We start from the raw sequence: 22,200 nt of genomic DNA, 5'->3' as shown, positions 1-22,200 counted from the left end.
ACATGAAGGATTGGCATAAAAGTGTAGTCTATCAAATTTATCCGAAGAGCTTTAATAGTTATTACAATAAAGAAACCGGTGATATAAAAGGGGTTACAGAGAAACTAGATTATTTAAAAGAACTCGGAGTGGATTATATTTGGTTAACACCGATATACCAATCACCACAAAATGATAATGGGTACGATGTAAGTGATTATTATAGCATTGATCCATCTTACGGAACGATGGAAGAGTTTGAAAAGCTTCTAGAAAAAGCGAAAGAACGTGACATTGAAATTATGCTTGATATCGTTGTAAACCATAGTTCGACGGAGCATAAGTGGTTTAAAGAAGCGAAAGAAGATAAAAATAGTCCATATCGCAATTATTACATTTGGCGTGATGAAAAAAATAATTGGCAGTCTAAGTTTGGTGGATCTGCTTGGAAATATGATGAGAAGACAGAGCAATATTTTTTACATCTATTTGATGAGACACAAGCTGATTTAAATTGGGAAAATGAAAAGCTTCGTGAAGAAGTGTATGATATGATGCGCTTTTGGCTTGATAAAGGGGTAACTGGATTCCGCCTTGATGTTATTAACTTAATTTCAAAAGACCAACGTTTCTTAAGCGATGACGGAAGTACTGCGATAAGTGATGGACGTAAATATTATACGGATGGTCCGCGTGTTCATGAATATTTACAAGAGATGAATCGAAATGTATTTGAAGGGAAAGAGGTAATTACAGTTGGAGAAATGTCATCGACGACAATTGATAATTGTATTAAATACTCAAACCCTGAGCGCAATGAACTGAGTATGACGTTTAGTTTCCATCATTTGAAAGTAGATTATCCGAATGGTGATAAGTGGACGAAAGCTGATTTTGATTTTATGAAATTAAAAGAAATTATGTCTAACTGGCAAATTGAAATGCAAAAGGGCGGGGGATGGAATGCATTATTCTGGTGTAATCATGACCAGCCTCGCATCGTGTCACGCTTCGGTGATGATGGGAAGTACCGAAATGAATCTGCGAAAATGTTAGCGACAGCTATGCACATGCTGCAAGGAACACCTTACATTTATCAAGGGGAAGAAATCGGTATGACGAATCCTAAATTCGAGTCCATCGAGCAATATCGTGATGTGGAATCGTTAAATATATATGATATAAAGCTAGAAGAAGGATTGTCAAAAGAAGAGATTATAGGGATTTTAAAACAAAAATCTCGTGATAATTCACGTACTCCGATGCAGTGGAATGAAGAGGTGAATAGCGGTTTTACAACAAGTATACCTTGGATTTCAGTGGCTGAAAACTTTAAAGAAATAAACGTAGAGAAGGCATTAGAAGATAAAGAATCTGTATTTTATCATTATAAAAAGTTAATTGAACTTAGAAAAAAATACGATATAATTACAGACGGAAAATATGATGTTTTAGATGGAAATCATCCTAAGATCTGGGCGTATACACGTACTGTAGACAATGAAGTATTACTTGTTATAAATAACTTCTATGGAGAAGAAATAACATATTCTGTACCAGGTAATGTTCAATTAGATGGAATGAAACAAGAAGTATTATTGTCAAATTATAAAGATTCAAGCAAGGATATTACAAATCTTAATTTAAGACCATATGAATCAATTGTATATCGATATACGAAATAAAAGGTTGTATGCCCAAGTGGCATACAACCTTTTATTTTAAGACACCACTATATAAAATGCTTACTTCTACTTCGGGCTTAAATTTCACTTTTGCATAATCTTTATTCCAATTTTTTTTCTTCCATAAATCAGGATGATAAGCGATAAGGTGTCTTCCGATACCGAAAGCATCACAATTTGCTTTTTGTAGCTTTTTCGTTATTTGTTTAGCTTCTTTCGTAAGTTGTTTCGATAATTCTCTATTTAGCTTTTCTCTTTCACCCATTTTATAAAGATTATCCCTTGGAGCTTCAAGCGCTATAATTTTTAGTTGAAGCTTAATGTGAGCATAAACATTTCCTTTTTTATCTGTTGTTATTTTTAAGTCTCGTTTTAATTTCTGATTGCTCACTTCCATTGTTAAATAATCAGATGTCTTCTCTGATTCATCACTAGTAAGTTTTTGGGTTATACGGGCACTTGTTCCCATTTTTCCGTTTAATAACACGAATAAAACAGCTTGTTTCAAGGGTAAATGTCCAGTTAATTTGTCTTTATTAAATAAAGCTAACCCGTCTGTAATAACTTCTTTTCCTTTTATTTTTATAGAAGGGAGAGTGAAATCTTTACCCGGATCTAACATTTTTGTAGCAGCTGTTTCTAAAGTTTCTTTTGGAAACACACTCATATCTTCTAAGCTTTTCACTTTTTTCTTTAGAAAATCTCCAATCAGTAAATTCCCTACTTTCTTCTTTTCGAGTATCTCGGATGTATCACCATCTACTGAAATAAGCTTCACTAAAGCAGTTGGGTTTGTTGGGTCTCGAAAGCTGACATCTAAATAGGGTAGTATACCTTTTTGTTGGATTTTTGTTCCTAATAATTGAACACCGTATTTAAAGTAACGGATATTCCCAGTTACATTTTTTTTTAGTGCATCGCTTGTATCTCTTATGTTATGTCCGGTTGCTGAATGTACTTCATTCTCGAATGAAGACTGCTCTCCGCTTGAACTTTTTACGAGCTCAATCGTTTGCTGAAGTTTATTTTCTTCTGTAATATCATATCCAATACTATAAGCTAATCTTGCCTCTCTTAATGGTTCTTGATCCCAACAGCCAGAAAGGAATGAACTAGCACATAATACAAAAAGTAATTTAATTCTTTTTTTGAACATATTGCTCTCCTTTCTTATTTCTTATTACTGAATAAAGTAGAAATAAAAGAGGGAGGACAACTATGAAAATATAGGTGAACTTATCAGTGAAAGTTGCAATTACTTTTAATTCTTCAGGTGTATCTATAAATAAGGCTACACTAAAAGCAATAATACCAACGATTGGAACAGCTTTTTTATGATTAGCAAGATTGAATATATGTCCAATTCCGATTGAAGCAGCACAATAATAACTAGCAATAGAAGCCACAACTGTTATCATCCATATTGGTATGAATAGTAAATCAGTCCGGTCTATGATTCCAATATGTAGAGAGCGTAGTAAATAAGCAACTGGTTCAGGAATAAGTTCAACTTGTTTCGGACTAAATACGATAAAACAAATCCAGACTGTAAAAGCATAAAATATTGTTACTAACCCGTTAGCGATAGAAATTGCTTTTAGTCTTCCGGCAGGAGTCCCATTTACTTTTGGATAGGCGATAAGGATAATTTCAAAGCCATACATTGCTGTAATGGTTTCTTTTGATGCTTGAATAATATTCCACCATCCAGCTTCTGTGAGCGGGAAAATATATGAAAAATCAGCACGTGTTAATCCGAGCGCAATTAAGAAGGCCATCGGAATAATGAGGATAGAGGCCATGACGTAAAATCGTACAATGACTTTGAATGTGTTATAAGCTAAATAAGCACATGTAACTGTAAATAAAATTAGAATCGCAGACCAAGGCGTTGCTTGTAAAATCCATACTTTAATGACATTACAAGCATTTAACATAACAGTCATCCCGATGATGATAAAGTAGACAATATAAGAAAAACCGAATAGTTTCCCGAGCTTATTTCCAAACATTGTACAAACAATTTCATATATAGTTTTATCGGGAAATCTCTTTAATAAAAACCACATAAGTAAAATGATAATTTGAATAGCTATCCCAGCTATAAGTGTAGAAATCCATCCAGCTCCTTTCGCAATTGGATGAAGACGATTAGGAAGAGAGAGTATACCTACACCAATTTGGCACTGAACAACGAAGAAGGTAAATTGAGTGAGTGAAACCTTACTTTGCGTGTTTGTCACCGTTCTCATCCTCTCGTGTTACATGTTGTCTTTGCATTTTTTTCGGCTTTGGATCATGGGGGCGTTCCCAAAATGACCAAATAGGAAGTCTTACAAAAGAGTCTTTCATATCTTTTATACGCATGGGTGCAATGGGTGAAAGGTATGGTGTATGAAAAGAATGCAGCTGACATAAATGAACGAAAGTAATAATTAAACCGAAAGAAATTCCTACATAGCCAAATAGAGCAGCGAGAATCATTAACGGAAAACGAAGAATTCGAACTGCTGAGCTCATGTCGTTTGATGGAACGAGAAAAGATGCAATTGCAGTTAAAGCTACAACGATAATCATTGTGTAAGAAACGAGGCCGGCTTTTACGATCGCATCCCCAATTACTAAACCACCTACAATACCGATTGTTTGTCCAACGCGGCTCGGCAGACGAATACCAGCTTCGCGCAATAATTCGAAGATCAATTCCATTAAGAGAGCTTCAAAAATAGGAGGAAGTGGCACTTTTTCTAATGAAGCTTTAATTGTATAAACGAGTTCGAGTGGCAACACATCAGGATGAAAAGCGACAGTTGCGATATATATAGCTGGTAAGAGAAAGGCAATTAAAAAACTTACTAAGCGAATCATTCGCACGAAAGAACCGACAATCCAGCGATTATTATAGTCATCAGGTGATTGATAAAAAGCGAATAATGTAACAGGAACGATAAGAGCTGTTGGATCTCCGTCAGATAAAATAGCAACTCGCCCCTCCATTAAATTGGCAGCCACTCTATCTGGGCGCTCTGTATTTAATTGCTGCGGGAATGGTGAGAAAGATGTATCTTCTATAAATTCCTGTATGTAGCCTGGTGGCATGAGTGCGTCTGTCTTAATCATTTCTAATCTTCTTTTTACTTCTGCAACGAGATCGTCATTAGCTATATTTTGAATATAAGCAATTGCCACTTTCGTGTGCATTTCTTCACCAAGTGTGAAATATTTAACGACGACACTTGGACTTTTTATGAGTTTACGAATAGAAGCTAAATTGGTTGCTAAATCTTCTACAAAACCGGTATGTGGTCCACGTACAATGCCTTCATTATCCGGCTCTGTTATATCTCTTTTTAAAGATAGAGCTGTTTCGAAAATACAAAAGCTATCGACGTGTTCATGAAAATATAATGATTTTCCTTGTAATAAAAGCTGTACCCCATAATTTAAATTCGTTTCTTTTTTCATATTTAATGTAGAAAAAGCTTTATCTAAAGCCAAATCCGACCGCGTTAATAAAGGCTCAAGAGCTAATTGATGAATTAAATTTGGATCTGCTAAAGATTCGATATATATAATGGTTCCTTTTCCGTTTTGAAAAGGGATATCTAATTTTTTTATATCATCCGAGTGGCAAAGTTTATTTTCAATATAATTAACGTTTTCCGGAAGTGATGGAAACATATGCTTTTGGTTCTTGCTTTCTTGCTGTTCTTCGTGTTGTGTCATAAATTCCACCTCTTTTAGAATAAAATTCCTTCTGTTAATTTTTGTTTTTTATAAGAAATTTATGCTTGGATTATTTGAAAAAGTAGCTTGAAAGTTACGTTACGTCGTCTTTTATACTAAAGAAAATAGGATGTAGGGGATGGTGTAGATGACTTTAAAGTATATGTGGGGATGGAAAGAAATTTTATATTTATTTATGTTTGTATTCATTATTGTTCCAGTAACGGTTGAATCTCTTTTTTATGATTATGCTTTAAAAATAATAGGGAACTCATTATATGCTGGAGTATTAATGGGACTTATAATGGCAGTGATATTTACATTTTTAGTTTATCTTTTTTGCATAAAAAGATATAAACTGTCGTGGAAAGATATTGGAATTCGGAAGCTTTCATGGAAAGATTTCTTATGGACAGTTGTAGTGGGTATTTTCTTAATTATAGTTAGTGTTGCTGTATTAATGATAATGGAGAAAATGGGTATTTCCTTTGAAAATAGTAAAACAGAGACGGTCCAAAATAATAAATCATTCTACGCATTTTGTATCGCGGTAATTGGAGCGGCGGTTATATCTCCAATCTACGAAGAGATTTTATATCGAGGTGCTTTTTATATGTTTTTTCGTGAGAGATATGGCATATGGGGCGGCGTACTTATAAGTTCCATAATATTTACCGTTGTTCATATTCCAACATACAACACATTACCGGTGAATTTTTTAAGCGGAGTAGCATTCGCGTGGTTATATGAGAAAACAAATTCCATTTTATCTGCTATGATTGCCCATGCACTATTTAACTTCATAGCAGTACTTCTCACATTTATGTCGAATTAAGAAGAGATATAGGAGGGATACATATGGAAATAGCTGTAGAACGCGTTTTTACAAAAGAGATTTTAGCAAGAGCAGCAAAGGCATATCATGTAACGGTGGAAGAAAAGCCACTTGGTGATTTTGAGAATTATATTTTTAAGGCGAAGGATAAAAATAATGAAGATTACGTATTACGCTTAACTCATTCTTCTCATCGGTCTAAAAAAGCGGTAGAGGCTGAACTAGATTTTTTACGGTATGTTGCGGAGCATGGGGCGAAAGTGGCGGGACCTCGTAATTCAATATCTCAAAATCTTGTAGAAGAAATCGGAGCGGAAGATGGCACTTTCTTTTTTGCTTCCCTATTTACATATGCAAAAGGTGAGCGAGTAAAAGGAGAAGAATCGCCTTATTGGGGAGATGCTTACTTTGAAGCGTGGGGAAAAGCGATTGGACAACTGCATCGTCTTACAATGAATTACCCTAAAACAGACTACCGTGATACGTGGGAAGAGGACGAAAGTAGCATTGTTAATGAATTAGAAGATGAGAAGGTGAAAGGGATTGCCACTGTATTAATGGAGGAAATAAATGCTCTTCCGGTTAAAAGAGAAACATTCGGCCTTATGCATGGCGATATTCATCCAGGGAATTTTCATTATGACGGAAAAGGGCTAACAATCTTTGATTTTGATGATGCGGCCTATAATTACTTTATTCATGATTTGGCAATGGTTCTTTATTACTCTGTTCTTTTTACACCATGGACAGTGGAGGAGAAGACAGAATTTGCTCGTAAACAGTTGCAGGTGCTAAGAAAGGGTTATGAATATGAGCACAGGCTAGCGGATAGTTGGTATGAAGCGTTACCGTTATTTTTACGTCTACGTGATATTGGTTTATACGGTACGCTTCAAAAGAAGTTTAAAGGGAAAGATATGCCAGATCATTTCCGAGAATTAGCAGAACAACTCTATGAAAGAATTATAAAGAGGGAAGCAATTGTGAATATATAATACATTCATATCGAAACAAAGTATGTAAAATAAATATATACTTTGTTTTTTTATACAAAAATATGTTTGTTTTATTAAAATAATATTGTCATAGATTCGGTATACATTATATAATTTTATGTATATTCTGAATATTCTTTATAAAAAGGGGGAGGAATGTTGGAAGCTATCGTAAGTTGGATAAATAATATTGTTTGGAGTCCGGCACTTGTCTATTTATGTTTAGGAGCAGGTCTATATTTTTCCATTCGAACGAGGTTTTTACAAGTAAGGCATGTAGGAGAAATGGTGAAGCTTACATTTCAAGGAGAAAAATCAGACGCTGGTGTTTCTTCATTCCAGGCGTTAGCACTTTCTTTATCAGGACGCGTTGGAACAGGGAATATAGCTGGAGTAGCCACAGCGGTTGCATTCGGTGGTCCAGGAGCTGTCTTTTGGATGTGGGCGGTAGCTTTTCTAGGAGCAGGTTCTGCTTATGTAGAATCGACACTTGCACAAATATATAAGACGAAGCATCAAGGACAATTCCGCGGAGGTCCGGCTTACTACATTGAAAAAGGACTAGGGGTTAAATGGTATGCATTAGTGTTCGTTGCAGCGACAATTCTTGCAACGGGGATGCTGTTACCGGGTGTTCAGGCGAATAGTATTGCTGTAAGTTTGGAAACAGCTTTCGGTATTAATACTTCTGTATCTGGAGCGGTATTAGTAGCGGCATTAGCACTTATTATTTTTGGTGGAGTTAAGCGAATTGTTAACGTAGCGCAAGTTGTAGTTCCATTTATGGCGCTTGGTTATATTTTAGTAGCTTGTGTAATTGTAGCTATGAATATTGAAAAATTACCAGATGCTTTCATGTTAATTTTAAAAAGTGCATTTGCATTAGAAGCGGCTTTTGGCGGGATTATCGGTTTAGCAATTTCTTGGGGTGTAAAACGTGGTATTTATTCAAACGAAGCAGGGCAAGGAACTGGGGCCCATGCAGCAGCAGCGGCTGAAGTATCACATCCAGCTAAACAAGGATTAGTACAAGCATTTTCCGTTTACATTGATACATTATTTGTTTGTTCAGCAACAGCATTTATGATGATTATTACAGGCATGTATAACGTATTTGATGCAAGCGGAAAAAACTTTATCGTCAATAAATTAAATGGTGCACAACCAGGTCCTGGTTATACACAGGCTGCGGTAGAATCTGTTTTCCCTGGATTTGGAAACGGTTTCGTGGCAATCTCTCTACTATTCTTCGCATTTACAACAATTATGGCTTATTACTACATTGCAGAAACGAATATCGCTTACTTAAATCGTGATAAAGACCGCCCTTGGATGTCTATCGTACTAAAGTTTGTATTCTTAGGAGTTGTATTCTACGGTTGCGTAAAAACAGCAGCAACAGCGTGGGCCTTAGGAGATATTGGTGTAGGAATTATGGCATGGGTTAACATTATTGCGATTCTATTATTACAAAAGCCGGCATTGATTGCATTAAAGGATTATGAAAAGCAGAAAAAAGAAGGAAAAGATCCAGTATTCGATCCGCAAAAATTAGGAATTAAAAATGCTGATTTCTGGGAGCATGAATACGGGAAAGACAAGAAAGAAGAAGTATCTTAAGAGAATAGAAATGAAGGAGCAAAGGGAAATCCCTTTGCTCTTTTTTATGGACAAAATGAAGCTGAAAGTTATTTTTTTGCCTATTTTTGAATATAAAAAGAATGTACATGCTTTGTTTAGGGGAAGGGGGGAGTATGTTGATAGAGTTTCGTAATGTAAATAAATATTATGGTAACTTCCAAGTTTTGAAAAATATTAATGTGCAAGTGAAAAAAGGTGAAGTGGTAGTAGTTGTTGGTCCTTCAGGATCAGGAAAAAGTACATTGCTTCGGTGTATAAATCAGTTAGAGGCGATTACCGATGGAGAATTAATTGTACAAAATACAGACGTACACAATAAAAAAACAGATATGAATGAATTACGCCGAAATATTGGTATGGTCTTCCAGCATTTTTACTTATACCCACATAAAACAGTTCTGCAGAATATTACACTAGCACCAATTAAAGTAAATAAAATTTCCAAAGAAGAAGCAGAGAAAACAGCGATGTTTTATTTAGAGAAAGTGGGAATCCCGGAGAAGGCGGGTGTATATCCCCATCAATTATCCGGAGGTCAACAGCAAAGGGTAGCTATTGCTAGAGGGCTCGCGATGCAACCGGAAATTATGCTATTTGATGAGCCTACGTCCGCTCTTGATCCAGAGATGATCGGAGAAGTGCTTGATGTTATGAAAGCGCTGGCTAAAGAAGGAATGACGATGGTCGTCGTCACACATGAGATGGGATTTGCACGCGAGGTAGCAGATAGAATTTTATTTATGGATGACGGTCAAATTATCGAAGATACAACACCAGCACAATTTTTTGCAAATCCTGAACAAGAAAGAGCACGTCTATTTTTAAGCCGGGTATTAAATCATTAAAGGAGGAATTTCATGATTAAGATGAAAAAGTTGTTTACCCTAATCGTATTCTCATGTTTATTCGTGCTTATTGTTGCTGGATGCGGAGGTAAAAAAGACGAGGCGAAAGAAACGAATACGAAGCAGGGCGGAGCTGTTGAACAAATTAAGAAGCGCGGGAAGTTAGTAGTTGGGGTGAAGAATGATACGAATTTATTTGGATTGAAAAACCCTTCAACAGGGCAGGTAGAAGGATTTGATATTGATATCGCGAAGGCGCTTGCGAAAAAAATTCTTGGTGATGAAAAGAAACTAGAGCTGAAAGAAGTAACATCTAAAACACGTATTCCGATGCTGAAAAATGGTGATATTGATGCCATTATTGCTACAATGACAATTACGGAAGAGCGTAAAAAAGAAGTGGATTTTTCAGACGTATATTTTAAAGCGGGGCAATCGTTACTTGTGAAAAAAGGAAGCAATATTAAAAGTATTGATGATGTGAAGCAAGGCGTTAAAGTATTGGCTGTAAAAGGCTCAACATCTACAAATAACATTCGTCAAAAATCACCAGAAGCAACAGTATTAGAATTTGAAAATTACAGTGAAGCATTTACAGCGTTAAAAGCAGGTAAGGGCGATGTTTTAACGACAGATAATGCAATTCTTTATGGAATGGCAAAACAAGATTCTAATTATGAAGTTGTAGGGAAAAAATTTACGGATGAACCGTATGGAATTGCAGTGCAAAAAGGTGCAGACGATTTAACGAAAGAGATTAATAGTTTACTAAAAGATATGAATGCGAATGGAGAATACGATAAATTGTATGAAAAATGGATCGGTCAAAAGCAAGAAAAATAAAGTGAAACTGATCGGAATAAAAAGTAAGAATGAGAGGGTGAGGGATACTCATCCTCTTCTTATAAAGAAAGAGGGGGGAATATGTGCCTGACTTTTCTATTTTGACGAATAATATTGATATGTATTTAGATGGATTTAAATATACGGTGATGTCTAGTATAGTTGCGCTAATAGGAAGTTTTATTTTAGGGATTGTTATAGCAGTGATGCGAATTTCACCTATTCGTATTTTAAATTGGAGTGGCTCTGCTTATGTAGAGTTTGTTAGAAATATTCCACTCGTATTAATTGCATTCATTTTTTATTTTGCTTTGCCGGTAATAGGAATTACTTTCAACGGTTTTGTAGCAGGGACAGTTGCGCTTACAGTTTATACAGCGGCTTTTATTGCGGAAGTAATTCGTGCTGGTATTTTATCAGTCGCGAAAGGTCAAATGGAAGCAGCACGTTCTTCAGGATTAACTTATACGCAAGCGATGTATTATGTCGTCTTACCTCAAGCGATGAAAATCGTAATTCCTCCTCTAGGAAATCAATTTCTCAATTTAGTAAAAAACTCTTCAATACTCGGAATTATTGCTGGAACAGATTTAATGTATCAAGGAGACTTAATTTCAACGAAGACGTTTGTTACGTTTGATGTATATATATTTGTGGGGATGTTTTATTTAGTATTAACAATTCCGCTAAGTATGCTGGTGCGTTATTTGGAAAGACGCTTGGCAAAGGAGGGGGTGTAGATGGATTTTCAAGGTGCTATTACAGGAGATCATATACTCTTTTTATTAAAAGGATTGCTTATCACGCTAGAAGTCGCTCTTGTAGCGATTGTACTTAGTTTTATTATCGGTAGTGTAATAGGGATATTGCGCTACATGAAAATACCTGTCGTCTCACAAGTATTAGGAATTATCGTTGAAGTAATTCGAAATTTACCACTACTTTTGATTATATTTTTCACATATTTTGCACTTCCAGAAGTAGGATTGAAATTAGAAATTATAACAGCTGTAATTGTTGCTTTAACAATATTTGAAGCAGCAATGATATCTGAAATTGTTCGAAGTGGTCTATTATCGATTGAAAAAGGGCAGATTGAGGCCGCAAGATCTTCAGGATTAACGTATGTTCAAGCGCTTTGGCATATTATTTTGCCACAAGCATTAAGGAGAATGGTCCCGCCGCTTGTCAGTCAGTTTATTTCATTGCTGAAAGATACATCATTAGCAGTTGGTATATCACTGCCAGAGCTTATGCATAATGCTCAAATTATTAGCGGGCAGAATGTAAATTATATGATTCCAACGTTTATAGTAGTAGCTTGTATGTACTTTATCGTAAATTATAGTTTATCAATTTTATCGAGAAGATTAGAACTTCATTAGCTCTTACAATATATGTAAGGGTTTTTCCTTGTTTATCCTTATTTTCCTCTAATTAGAATCTAAATCTCGCGATAATTCGATTTTTTATATTATTTTATCAGAAAAGTTTTAATTTTATATAGAAATTGTAATCGCTTTCGTGTATATTTTTATTATCAGAAAATTTTAACAAGATATAGGGGTACTTGTAGGGGAGGATTAAGATGCAGCAAACAACGAATGAACAATTACATCGTACGATGAAGAGTAGACATTTATTTATGATCGCACTAGGTGGTGTAATCGGAACTGGTTTTTTTCTAGGTTCAGGTTACACCATTAATCAGGCTGGACCAGGGGGAGCCATCCTTTCATATTTAGTGGGCGGATTTATTATGTATTTAACAATGCTTTGTCTTGGAGAGCTAACGGTAGCAATGCCAGTTTCAGGATCTTTCCAAAAGTATGCGACGAAGTTTATTGGACCAGGAACTGGATTTATGATCGGTTGGCTATATTGGATTGGATGGGCAGTAACAGTAGGATTAGAATTAACATCGATCGGTTTAATGATGAAAAGATGGTTTCCGAATGTTGATGTTTGGGTATGGTGTCTCGTATTCGGGGTTATTTTATATGCTTCAAACGCAATATCAGCGAAGAGTTATGCTGAATTAGAGTTTTGGTTCTCTAGTATTAAAGTAGTTACAATTCTTGCATTTGTTGTTCTTGGTGGTAGTGCATTGCTAGGATTTTTACCATACGATGGAAAAGAAGCAGCACCTCTTTTCTCTAACTTTGTAAGTGATGGCGGATTATTCCCGAATGGACTAGCAGCGGTACTACTTACGATGATTACAGTTAACTTCTCGTTCCAAGGAACAGAGTTAATCGGGATTGCAGCAGGAGAGAGTCAGAATCCTGAAAAAACAATTCCACGCGCGATTCGTAATACAGTATGGCGTATTATGTTATTTTTCATCTTAACAATGACAATTTTAGTAGGATTAATTTCTTGGAAAGAAGCAGGAGTAATTGAAAGTCCATTCGTAGTTGTATTTGATAAAATCGGTATTCCATATGCAGCTGATATTATGAACTTCGTTATTATTACTGCTTTATTATCTGTAGCGAACTCAGGATTATATGCAGCAACGCGTATACTATGGTCACTTGCAAATGAAGGAATGGCACCAACTTCTTTCAAGAAAGTAAATAAACGTGGTATTCCAATTACAGCGTTAGTCGTAACGATTGCTGTTGCGGCATTATCTTTATTAACAAGCTTCCTTGCAGAAGATACAGTATATATGTACTTATTATCTATAGCTGGCTTATCGGCTGTTTCAAGTTGGATCATTATTGCTTTATCGCAACTTCGCTTTAGAAGTCAGTATATAAAAGGCGGAGGAAAATTAGAGGACTTAAAGTATAGAACACCACTATACCCGATTGTTCCGATTTTAGCTTTAATTACAAATAGTATCGTTGTTATTAGTTTAGCGTTTATTCCAGAACAACGAATGGCTTTATATTGTGGTATTCCATTTATCATTTTCTGCTACATATATTATTATATGAGTAAGAAGCGACAGAAACCGATGAAAGTGGAGATGGAAAAAACAAATGAAACTAACAATCAAACACGATGATATAGAAGCAGATTTATCGTATGGTCAATTAGCGATTGGAAAAGAAAACGGGTATTCACCGTTACAATTACTCATTTCTTCTATCGCAGGATGTAGTGCAATTGTCTTCCGAACAATTTTAGAAAAGAAACGTATTACATACGATACGTTTACAATTGAAACTGAAATTGGGAGAAGTGAAGCTTTATCAAAACCAGTTGAAAGTGTTCATTTGCACTATAAAATTAAAGCAGAGAACATTACAGAAGAGCAATTAGACAAGGCACTGCAACTTGCGGTGAAAAACTGTACGATCGTTCAATCTGTAAAGGATAGTATAAAAGTTACAGAAACAATTGAATTAGTAAAGTGAAACTTTAATCAGTGGGGGTGTTTATCCCCACTGATTATTAGTTGAACCAATCGGGCTTTTACGGGCAGTTGATCTCCTACCTAACTTCATTGCTTTATAGCAGAATTTTGAGGTAGGAGTCTTACTGCCCGTTAATGCGGGGTAAAGTGAAACAGAAAAACGTGAGAATAGGGCGCTCACGTTTTTTTGTTTTTGAAAGAGGAGGAACCATGATGGACTGTTTAGGGTGTAAACTTAAACTAGCAAACGAAGCGGAAACTATATGAAGACGATTATATAACTTGTTTTTTTAGATCATGCACCTTTCTATGCAGGACATACTTTAATCGTTCCAAAGCAGCATGTTGTAGAAGTAGATGAATTAGATGATTGTGTAGCAAAAGCGATTATGGATGCTTCTAAGATTATTGCAAAAGCGATTAAGGCATTATCATATGCATGTTGTACCGAGATACAAAGAGTGTTCATTTGCTGAGTTTTATACGGTACAACCGGGAGAGTGGAAGAATTATAGCTTTGAAGAGACACAGAATTTGTTAAAAGAAGCGATAGAGCAAATGCTACTTACTGAAAAGGCGTAAGAGAGTTGTTTTTAATGGGGCAGTCAGGAAAATTACAATAAACAAAAGCTCAATTATCAGTTACAATAGAGAAATTGAGCTTTGTTTATTCTATTATTAAATTTTATCTATAAAAAGATTTTGCAGTGTCACAAAGTATAGCGCTCATTCGTTATATAGAGTGAGAGGAGGAATTATATGAAAGTTACAAACAATGATTATGAAAAGATGGAAGAGCTATACGAGTTGTATGAACAAAAAATTTATTATGTAGCTTATTCTATTTTAAATAATATTCAGCAGGCTGAAGATGCGGTTCAAGAGACGTTTATTACTCTTTATAAGAACTTGGAAAAGCTCCATAGCTTGAGCACTGAAGAGCTTAAACGCTACATTTTGAGGGTCGCGAAAAACAAGGCGATTGATAGTTATCGGAAAAATAAACGACATGAAACATTTTTAGAAGAATATGAAAGAGAATCAACAGAAGCAGTAGATGAAAATATTGAAGAGTGGGAAAAACGTAAAATGTCTGAGGTTCAAATTGATACATTGCTAAAAGAGTTAAATGAATCGAACAGACAGGTGTTTAAGTACAAAGTCTTCTATAACTTAACGTATCAAGAAATTTCAAATGTAATGGGGATAACAGAGGCTAACGTCCGCAAGCAATTTGAGCGCGCTCGAAAACGAGTACAAAGTATTATAGGAGGTATACAAAATGACGAATTCAAAGAACTCCAAAGAAATGTATGACCTTGCTGAAAATATTGCTTTAGATGATTTTGATACACTTGAAGAACAACATGAATTTTCACATACATATACGCGCAAAAAGAAATTGTTTATGGAGGAGATTAAGCTGAAGGGCGAGCGACCACAGAAAAAGCGTAAAAGACATCGTATGTTAATCGCTGCTGCCTGCTTATTGATTGGCATGCCGACAACCGTTTTTGGTGCAGTAAAAGTCTATAATATGATTGTCCAAAAACAAAATTACGAAGTAAATGTTTCAGTAACAAATAAGGAATCGAAAAAGACTGATAAGTGGTATAAGTTGAAGGTTGGTAAATTGCCAGAAAATATGGAAGCAATTGATGACACTGCTATGAAATATTCATTTAAAGATAACTATGCAAAGGGTGGATTTTCATTCATTCTTTGGAGAGTAGGAAAAGATTCGAATTTTAAAACGCTGTACTCAAAAAGCTACGAAGAGAAAGAGATAAATGGCAAGAAAGCAGTGATTGTCAATAAAGAAAATGGAAACAACAATTTAGCGTTTAACAGAGAGGTCTTTCTCTTTTTTGAGAAAGAGGGGATTATGTTAGAAAGTTTTATTGGATCAGATATAAACGAAGAACAAATGATGGATGTGTTAGAGAACATTTCACTTGAGCCTACGTCAAAAGAAAAGGCATCAGATACAACAGATTATGATAAAAATCGTTTTAGCGAAGGAGATGAACCTAAAAAAACTAAGGTGATTCCTTTGAAAGAAGATAGTAAACGACTATTTCATATAGGACAAAAGGTTCCAGTAACGATTATCATGGATAACAGCAAAATTGAATATGTGATAGAAAAAGTTGAAGTTTTTGATTCAATCAAAGATTTTAAGCAAGAAAACTTTAATGAAACGGGATTAGGGAGACTAAGCGAGAATCAAGCTTTGGATCAAGCAGGACAATTGATACCATATAGACGGGATAAATATAAAATTGGAAATGGTAAAGATTCAATTGATCAATTAGTAGAGTCAAAATTAGTTCAGCCTAAATTTGTCTACTTGACAACAACAGTGAAAAACATTGGTAAACAGGCGACAGAAGAAATCTATATGCATCCATCCATAAAACAGCTTAAATTTGAAGGGAATGCATGGAAGTACGCTGGAAAAAATGGAGTTGCAGAAAGAAATATTATGACGGGCGAAGTTGATTATTTAGAACCCCACGGAGATGGAAAAAGCTTTTACAATATTGGCAGTATCACACCAGGACAAACGGTAAAGGTTAACCTAGGTTATTTTGTAGATGAGGATAAACTAGATTCAATCTTTTTGGATGCTTTCAATTACAGAGGGACTGGCGACACTGAAAATATGAATGCGAAACATCGTTGGTGGTTTGATATTCGTCAATAGTAAAAACAATAGGAACAACTGAACCGAAAAGCTGCTTATATTTAGCAGCTTTTTTCGTCTTCATACATATGTAAAATTTCTTTCGCGCGTATACGCAAACCATCTATCAATTCTCTCGGTCCTAAAACTCGTGCATCTTTTCCAAGTCTATAAAATAAAGGAGTAATAAAGTTAATTTCACCTTTATCAATTGTTGAATGTATATATCCTGTCCCGTCTTCGTTTATTACAACGAGCTCTTCTAGGTAAGGAACGCTTTTACATTGGCGTACACCTTCTGTTGTCAGTAAAACATGTAACTGAGTAGGACTGTGTACTACGTTAGAGTTAGAGATAAACCACTCTTCTAAATTCATGAACGTATCTTTATTTTCTTCCATTGATAATATGGAGAGAATACGATCGACGCGATACAGTAATACTTTGTTTCTATTAAAGTCATAGGATGGCAAATACCATAAACCATCATGCGCATATACACCGATAGGATGAACATGCTTTGTTTTGATCCCTGATTTAGATTCGTATTGAAAGTGTAAATTTTTATTTTCAATAGCCGTCGTTAACACTTCTTTTAAAAGTGGTGTATCAATTGTTCTCTTCGGATTCCAAAAAGCAATATAAGAACGTATTTTATCAACTTTCGCTTTCGCATCATTTTGTAGAGAGCTATACAGTTTATGGGTAACAGAATTAATTTCTGTATTAAAAGGCAAGTCTCGGTAGTAGTTTAAAGATTGAAAAGCAAAAAAGATAGAAACCGCTTCTTCTTCGGTAAATAAAATAGGCGGAATGACTCTATTCGTTAATACTTTATATCCTCCGTTACGACCTTGTTCAGCATAAATAGGTAACCCCATATCACTTAAATCTAAAATGTATCTATGGACAGTACGAACGGAAATATTAAATTCATCAGCTATTTCTTGCGCTGTAAATGTTTTTTTCGCAGAAGCAAATATAAGAATATCTAATAAGCGTTTAGCTTTTGACAAATGTATCACCTTTTTTCTTTTTAACATGACATAAATTGTCATGTTTTATTGTTAGTATATTGTTTACATCATATGTTATCCCGCATTAACGGGCAATAAGACTCCACCTCAAAATTTGGCTGGGGCAAGGAAGTTAGGTGGGAGATCTACTGCCCGTAAACGCCCGATTGGTTCAACTAATAATCAGTGGGGGATGAACAGACCCCCCACTGATTAAAGTTTCACTTTATCAAGATGAGATGCAAGGAGGAAAAGATATGTCACGTGAAATAGTTTTATTTATTGCAGCTAGTTTGGATGGATATATTGCGAAAGAAGATGATGATTTACAGTGGTTAATGGAAACCGAAGGAGAGGGAGACAACGGTTATACAGAAATGTACAAAACGATTGATACGATAATTATGGGGAAGAGAACGTATGATTATGTGGTAGAGCATACAGAAACATTCCCATACTTAGATAAAAAATGTTACGTGTTTTCTAATTCAGAAAAAGGTTCAAACGGACATGTAGAGTTTGTAAATGAAGATGTAGTGGAGTTTACGAAAAGGTTGAAATCGCAGGAAGGCTCTAAAATATGGATGGTCGGCGGAGGGAGTCTACTGAGAGAATTTTTTAAGAATAATCTAATTGATGAATATGTTGTTACGATTACACCGCATATATTAGGTTCTGGTATTCCGTTATTTAAAGAAAAGAACCCGGAAATTCATTTAACTTTAACGGATACGAAACGTTTTGGCCAATTCGTAAATCTATATTATAAAGTAAAGTCCTAAAGGATAAGAAAACACGACTATTGATGTATAGTCGTGTTTTTATGTAGCTGGTAATGAAATCGTAAAGCAAGATCCATGACCAACTTCACTTGTTGCAGTAATATTTTCGCCGTGTAGTTCTACAATTTCCTTTACGATGGAGAGTCCTAAACCAGTTCCACCTGTAGCTCTGGAGCGCGCTTTATCAACCCGGTAAAAGCGGTCGAAAATGTGAGGAAGGTCTTCTGGGGGAATACCTTCTCCCTCATCCTCAATTTTGATGGAAATATGTTTATCTTCTTCTGTAACAGAAATATTGATATAAGAATGTTCTTTTGAATGCCTGTAAGCGTTATTTAAAATGTTCACTACAACTTGTTCGAATCGCTGTTCATCCAAGTTTACTAACAGTGAAGGAGGACAAGTGAAAGAAACTGTAATGTGTCTTTCCTTATACATCGCGTTTACTTTTTCGGTTATGCGAGTAAGGAAGGTGTGTAAATGCACTTCCTTTACTTGAATAAAAAAGTTATGTTTTTCCATTTGAGCGAGTGAAAATAAATCTTGAACTAAGTTTGTAATATAATCAGATTCGTCTTTTATAATGGATAAGTATCGTAAACGTTGCTCAGGAGGTGTACTTTCTTTTAATGCAATGTCAGCATAACCTCTTACGTACGTTAAAGGTGTTCTTAATTCATGAGCAACACTTGCTAGAAATTCACTTCTTTCAGTTTTCATATAATGTAAATCATTTGCGAGAGTTTGGATGGATTCTGCTAGTTCACCAATTTCGTCATTTCGAGTAGTCGTTAATGAAACCGATAAATCCCCCTTACTCATTTTTTCAGTCGCTTGTTTCATGTGTAACAATGGTTTTGTTAATAAACGTGACAATAGAAAAATGGTGATAGCTGTTAATAGGAAAGTAATGACTCCGGCGATAATGAATTGTCTTGTTAGCCCGTTAACCATTTTTTCGATTGATTCCGTCCCGAGAAACATATATACATAGCCTTCCGTTTTTCCTGCCACTACAATTGGGCTAACTGTACATATGTAATTAGATGTTTTCCAATGATTCTCTATAATCGCTCCATCATGATCTGTTCGTGTTTGCATTCCTTCAATATGCTTTTTTATAGTAGTATTTATTTCATTGGATTTTGCTAGCACTTCCTTATTTGCATTTGTAATAATAACAGTTGTTTCAGCTTCGGATTCCATTAAAGCAACATGGGAGATTGTTTGCTTATCAAAATACTTTTCAAGGACATCTCGGTGACTATTTCCACGCTTTAATAAAGCAGTCATTTCTTCATTTACTCTAGTGTTCACAAGGCTATAATAGAGCAAGACAAATAGAACACTTTCGATTAAAAGTGTAACAATTAGAAAATAAAATCCGAGTTGAATAGAAATTCGCTTCATCGTTTTGCTCCTTAATCTAGGGTATCAATCCATCGATATCCTACTCCGTAAACAGTTTTTAAATGGTGATCAATGGGGAAATTTACTTTTCGTAATTTGTCACGTAAATTACGAATATGTGAATCGACTGTTCTATCTTCTGTATTTGTATTTAACCCCCAAATTCGTTCAATGAGCTGATCACGGCTTAATACGTAGTTCATATGACGTAAAAATAATCCGAGTAAAGAGAATTCGATTGGAGTGAGAAGAAGTTCTTCATTATGGACAGAAACGAAGTGCTTTGCCTCATCCCATAAAATGCCGTGATATTGGATTTGCGTACGTTGATTCGTTCGTCTTAAAACAGCTTCAATTCTTGCGAAAAGCTCCTCTTCGTGGAATGGTTTCGTCACGTAATCATCTGCGCCAAGTTTTAACCCTTGGATGACATCTACCGTTTGATCACGGGCAGTTACCATAATGATAGGAACGTTACTAAATGATCGAATTCTTTTGCACGTTTCCCATCCATCCATCTTTGGCATCATAATATCGAGTAAAATAAATTTGAAATTTCGATTTTCTATATGTGAAATAGCTTCTTCTCCGGACACTGCACATACGCAGTTATATCCGATTGGAGTAAGATAAAGTGTTAATAATTCAAGCATTCTCGGTTCATCGTCTACGAGTAGTATATCAATCATAGAGTACCTCCGCATTTGTAGTTATTATTTAAATTGTAAGTCAAAATCATGAAGAAATGGTGCAGATTATAATGCATCTGCATAATTTCTTCAGAATTGCTTGTTATTGTAAAGTTGAAATTCCATTTTAGGTAATAAGATTGGTTCGAAAACAATTACGGGGGCGATATAGTGAAAAAGATGATCCGAATTTTTGGGATAACAATAATTGCAGCAGTCGGTCTTGCGGCATGCGGACAAACGAATACAGATCATAAAAATCATGAATCTACAGAAGAGAAGAAAACAGAGAAAAAGGAAATGAAAATGAATCAGAAAGTAACTGCGCCGAAAGAAATGAATCAAGGTGCATCGAATGATTTATTAACGACAAGTTTAAAAAATGTAACGAGATTAAATACAAATGATCCTTTGCAAATGGCAGTATTAACTTCGCAAACAATATGGCCGGCAACTCATAAAGAGAATCAGCCAGGTGCTGTTATTTTAGTGCCAGTGAACGAGTGGCAATTAGGTATTGCAAGTGCGGATCTTATTCATCATCCGAATAACGGACCGATTTTATTTATAGAAAAAGAAAAAGTACCTGAAATGACGTTAAAAGAAATAAAACGATTAAATCCGCTCGGAACGAAAGATGGAACACAAATTATGGTTATGGGGGATGTAGGCGTTAGCACGCTTGAACAATTAAAAGATTATAAAGTAAAACAAATAAAAGAAACAGATCCAGCTACATTTGCAAAAGATGTTGATAAAGAATACGCCGATATAACAGGAAGCTATCCAAATAGCGTTATCGTCGGTTCGTCTGAAGAGGAAGGGCGTTTATATACAACACCGGCTGTAAACTGGATTTCTCATATGCCAGAACCTCTATTATATGTAGAAAAAGAAACGGTGCCAGAAGCGACAATTGAGTCGTTAAAGATGAGAAAAGATAAAGCCAATATATATGTATTAGGACCAGAAAAAATCATTTCAAAAGAAGTAGAAAAAGAGCTAAGCAAATACGGAAAAGTAACACGTATTAGTGGGGAGACGCCAACAGAAAATTCGGTTGCGTTTGCGAAATTTAAAGATGAAAAAACGAAATTTGGCTGGGGGTTCACAAAACCAGGCCACGGTTTGTCGTTTGTTTCGAGTAAAACACCAGACTTAGCAATTGCGGGAGCGCCGTTTTCACATATGGGTAAACACGCCCCTGTTGTTTTGCTTGAGGAAGGAAAAGCTTCACAACCAGTTTATGACTTCCTTGCTAGTATTCAACCGAAGTTTAAAGATGACCCAACACTTGGACCGTATAACCACGGCTTCTTATTAGGAAGTACTAGTGATATTTCATTTGAAACACAAGGTATATTGGATGAGAGGTTAGAGATTGTGCAAGAAAGTGGTCAAGGTCACGGTGGACATTAATAAAGTGAAACTTTAATCAGTGGGGGGGGGGGTTGTTCCTCCCCCATTGATTATCAGCCCTCACCAATCGGGCTTTTACGGGCAGTTGATCTCCACCTAACATCTTTGCTTTCGCTGAATTTTGAGGTGGGGTCTTACTGCCCGTTAATGCGGGGTAAAATGAGCAAAGGCGCTGCTAAGGTAGCGTCTTTTTTTAGGAAACTTTTACATAGCAAAAAATCCTCTACCCGTTATATAATAGCCTGCGTGCAGTCGGCTTAGGTTTTCTTATGGAGAAAATCA

The 22,200-nt window shown here is 35.6% G+C and carries 19 protein-coding genes and 2 pseudogenes; 15 read left to right on the top strand and 6 right to left on the bottom strand.

What is annotated here, in order from left to right; translation table 11 throughout:
• The first annotated feature begins 2 nt into the window (after positions 1-2).
• On the top strand, positions 3-1,664 hold the full coding sequence (gene treC / locus CDB3_RS21050; protein ID WP_128855827.1) for an alpha,alpha-phosphotrehalase: 1,662 nt from the start codon (positions 3-5) through the stop codon (positions 1,662-1,664).
• Positions 1,665-1,695: 31 nt separating this feature from the next.
• On the opposite strand, the gene CDB3_RS21045 is transcribed toward treC, so the two are convergent.
• From CDB3_RS21045 to gerKA, 3 genes are read right to left on the bottom strand one after another with little or no spacing between them, the layout of a single operon-like run.
• The gene (locus tag CDB3_RS21045) at positions 1,696-2,820 is read right to left on the bottom strand and encodes a Ger(x)C family spore germination protein (RefSeq protein ID WP_128855826.1); all 1,125 of its coding nucleotides are present in this window, start codon (positions 2,818-2,820) and stop codon (positions 1,696-1,698) included.
• Positions 2,801-3,907, bottom strand: coding sequence for a GerAB/ArcD/ProY family transporter (locus tag CDB3_RS21040; RefSeq protein WP_128855825.1), 1,107 nt, complete (start codon positions 3,905-3,907; stop codon positions 2,801-2,803). Before CDB3_RS21040 ends, CDB3_RS21045 begins: the two co-directional genes overlap by 20 nt.
• On the bottom strand, positions 3,888-5,390 hold the full coding sequence (gene gerKA, locus CDB3_RS21035) for a spore germination protein GerKA (protein WP_128855824.1): 1,503 nt from the start codon (positions 5,388-5,390) through the stop codon (positions 3,888-3,890). The genes CDB3_RS21040 and gerKA overlap by 20 nt, the downstream gene beginning before the upstream one ends.
• Before the next feature lie 148 nt (positions 5,391-5,538).
• Between gerKA and CDB3_RS21030 the strand changes: the two genes are divergently transcribed.
• From CDB3_RS21030 to CDB3_RS20975, 12 genes and pseudogenes are all read left to right on the top strand, one after another.
• Positions 5,539-6,225 (top strand): CPBP family intramembrane glutamic endopeptidase, encoded by a 687-nt coding sequence (locus tag CDB3_RS21030; protein WP_128855823.1) that lies wholly within the window; start codon positions 5,539-5,541, stop codon positions 6,223-6,225.
• Between the two features lie 23 nt (positions 6,226-6,248).
• Positions 6,249-7,220, top strand: a complete 972-nt coding sequence (locus tag CDB3_RS21025; RefSeq protein WP_128855822.1) for a phosphotransferase enzyme family protein — start codon at positions 6,249-6,251, stop codon at positions 7,218-7,220.
• Positions 7,221-7,379: 159 nt separating this feature from the next.
• Positions 7,380-8,840 (top strand): alanine/glycine:cation symporter family protein, encoded by a 1,461-nt coding sequence (locus CDB3_RS21020; protein WP_128855851.1) that lies wholly within the window; start codon positions 7,380-7,382, stop codon positions 8,838-8,840.
• Positions 8,785-9,706 (top strand): annotated as a pseudogene (locus CDB3_RS21015) (amino acid ABC transporter ATP-binding protein). The gene CDB3_RS21020 and the pseudogene CDB3_RS21015 overlap by 56 nt, the downstream one beginning before the upstream one ends.
• A 12-nt stretch (positions 9,707-9,718) precedes the next feature.
• Complete coding sequence (glnH, locus tag CDB3_RS21010; protein WP_128855821.1) at positions 9,719-10,549, top strand: glutamine ABC transporter substrate-binding protein GlnH; 831 nt, start codon at positions 9,719-9,721, stop codon at positions 10,547-10,549.
• An 83-nt stretch (positions 10,550-10,632) separates the two neighbouring features.
• On the top strand, positions 10,633-11,289 hold the full coding sequence (locus CDB3_RS21005; protein WP_128855820.1) for an amino acid ABC transporter permease: 657 nt from the start codon (positions 10,633-10,635) through the stop codon (positions 11,287-11,289).
• Positions 11,290-11,934 carry an amino acid ABC transporter permease gene (locus CDB3_RS21000; protein ID WP_128855819.1) on the top strand — a complete coding sequence of 215 codons (645 nt, stop codon included), beginning with the start codon at positions 11,290-11,292 and terminating at the stop codon, positions 11,932-11,934.
• A 203-nt stretch (positions 11,935-12,137) separates the two neighbouring features.
• Positions 12,138-13,565, top strand: a complete 1,428-nt coding sequence (locus tag CDB3_RS20995) for an amino acid permease (protein ID WP_128855818.1) — start codon at positions 12,138-12,140, stop codon at positions 13,563-13,565.
• Complete coding sequence (locus tag CDB3_RS20990; RefSeq protein ID WP_128855817.1) at positions 13,540-13,917, top strand: OsmC family protein; 378 nt, start codon at positions 13,540-13,542, stop codon at positions 13,915-13,917. The genes CDB3_RS20995 and CDB3_RS20990 overlap by 26 nt, the downstream gene beginning before the upstream one ends.
• Before the next feature lie 212 nt (positions 13,918-14,129).
• A pseudogene (locus CDB3_RS20985) lies at positions 14,130-14,498 on the top strand (HIT family protein).
• 177 nt (positions 14,499-14,675) lie between these two features.
• Positions 14,676-15,233, top strand: coding sequence for an RNA polymerase sigma factor (locus tag CDB3_RS20980; RefSeq protein WP_128855816.1), 558 nt, complete (start codon positions 14,676-14,678; stop codon positions 15,231-15,233).
• Entirely contained in the window at positions 15,199-16,623 is a 1,425-nt protein-coding gene (locus CDB3_RS20975) for a DUF4367 domain-containing protein (RefSeq protein ID WP_128855815.1), read from the top strand. Before CDB3_RS20980 ends, CDB3_RS20975 begins: the two co-directional genes overlap by 35 nt.
• 41 nt (positions 16,624-16,664) lie before the next feature.
• Here CDB3_RS20975 and CDB3_RS20970 read toward each other — a convergent pair whose 3' ends face one another.
• Entirely contained in the window at positions 16,665-17,660 is a 996-nt protein-coding gene (locus CDB3_RS20970) for a helix-turn-helix transcriptional regulator (RefSeq protein WP_179139726.1), read from the bottom strand.
• Positions 17,661-17,875: 215 nt separating this feature from the next.
• On the opposite strand from CDB3_RS20970, the gene CDB3_RS20965 reads away from it, so the two are divergent.
• Positions 17,876-18,400, top strand: coding sequence for a dihydrofolate reductase family protein (locus CDB3_RS20965; RefSeq protein ID WP_128855813.1), 525 nt, complete (start codon positions 17,876-17,878; stop codon positions 18,398-18,400).
• 39 nt (positions 18,401-18,439) lie between these two features.
• Here the strand turns inward: CDB3_RS20965 and CDB3_RS20960 are convergent, their stop codons facing one another.
• Together CDB3_RS20960 and CDB3_RS20955 are read right to left on the bottom strand one after the other, a co-directional pair.
• Positions 18,440-19,810 (bottom strand): sensor histidine kinase, encoded by a 1,371-nt coding sequence (locus CDB3_RS20960; protein WP_128855812.1) that lies wholly within the window; start codon positions 19,808-19,810, stop codon positions 18,440-18,442.
• A gap of 11 nt (positions 19,811-19,821) precedes the next feature.
• Positions 19,822-20,499, bottom strand: coding sequence for a response regulator transcription factor (locus tag CDB3_RS20955; RefSeq protein ID WP_128855811.1), 678 nt, complete (start codon positions 20,497-20,499; stop codon positions 19,822-19,824).
• A 171-nt stretch (positions 20,500-20,670) separates the two neighbouring features.
• Between CDB3_RS20955 and CDB3_RS20950 the strand changes: the two genes are divergently transcribed.
• Complete coding sequence (locus CDB3_RS20950) at positions 20,671-21,918, top strand: cell wall-binding repeat-containing protein (RefSeq protein WP_128855810.1); 1,248 nt, start codon at positions 20,671-20,673, stop codon at positions 21,916-21,918.
• Positions 21,919-22,200 lie beyond the last annotated feature (282 nt).

Source organism: Bacillus sp. CDB3 (assembly GCF_002081505.1).
Lineage (GTDB): Bacteria > Bacillota > Bacilli > Bacillales > Bacillaceae_G > Bacillus_A > Bacillus_A cereus_AT.
The sequence above is the reverse complement of the archived record's forward strand: the minus strand, read 5'-3'. Positions and strand labels throughout refer to the sequence as shown.

Bases quoted from the DNA above. Each gene is read 5' to 3' on its own strand.
- treC (WP_128855827.1), top strand. From the start codon at position 3: ATGAAGGATTGGCATAAAAGTGTAGTCTATCAAATTTATCCGAAGAGC.
- CDB3_RS21045 (WP_128855826.1), bottom strand. From the start codon at position 2,820: ATGTTCAAAAAAAGAATTAAATTACTTTTTGTATTATGTGCTAGTTCA.
- gerKA (WP_128855824.1), bottom strand. From the start codon at position 5,390: ATGACACAACACGAAGAACAGCAAGAAAGCAAGAACCAAAAGCATATG.
- CDB3_RS21030 (WP_128855823.1), top strand. From the start codon at position 5,539: ATGACTTTAAAGTATATGTGGGGATGGAAAGAAATTTTATATTTATTT.
- CDB3_RS21025 (WP_128855822.1), top strand. From the start codon at position 6,249: ATGGAAATAGCTGTAGAACGCGTTTTTACAAAAGAGATTTTAGCAAGA.
- glnH (WP_128855821.1), top strand. From the start codon at position 9,719: ATGATTAAGATGAAAAAGTTGTTTACCCTAATCGTATTCTCATGTTTA.
- CDB3_RS21000 (WP_128855819.1), top strand. From the start codon at position 11,290: ATGGATTTTCAAGGTGCTATTACAGGAGATCATATACTCTTTTTATTA.
- CDB3_RS20995 (WP_128855818.1), top strand. From the start codon at position 12,138: ATGCAGCAAACAACGAATGAACAATTACATCGTACGATGAAGAGTAGA.
- CDB3_RS20990 (WP_128855817.1), top strand. From the start codon at position 13,540: ATGAAACTAACAATCAAACACGATGATATAGAAGCAGATTTATCGTAT.
- CDB3_RS20980 (WP_128855816.1), top strand. From the start codon at position 14,676: ATGAAAGTTACAAACAATGATTATGAAAAGATGGAAGAGCTATACGAG.
- CDB3_RS20975 (WP_128855815.1), top strand. From the start codon at position 15,199: ATGACGAATTCAAAGAACTCCAAAGAAATGTATGACCTTGCTGAAAAT.
- CDB3_RS20970 (WP_179139726.1), bottom strand. From the start codon at position 17,660: ATGACAATTTATGTCATGTTAAAAAGAAAAAAGGTGATACATTTGTCA.
- CDB3_RS20965 (WP_128855813.1), top strand. From the start codon at position 17,876: ATGTCACGTGAAATAGTTTTATTTATTGCAGCTAGTTTGGATGGATAT.
- CDB3_RS20960 (WP_128855812.1), bottom strand. From the start codon at position 19,810: ATGAAGCGAATTTCTATTCAACTCGGATTTTATTTTCTAATTGTTACA.
- CDB3_RS20955 (WP_128855811.1), bottom strand. From the start codon at position 20,499: ATGATTGATATACTACTCGTAGACGATGAACCGAGAATGCTTGAATTA.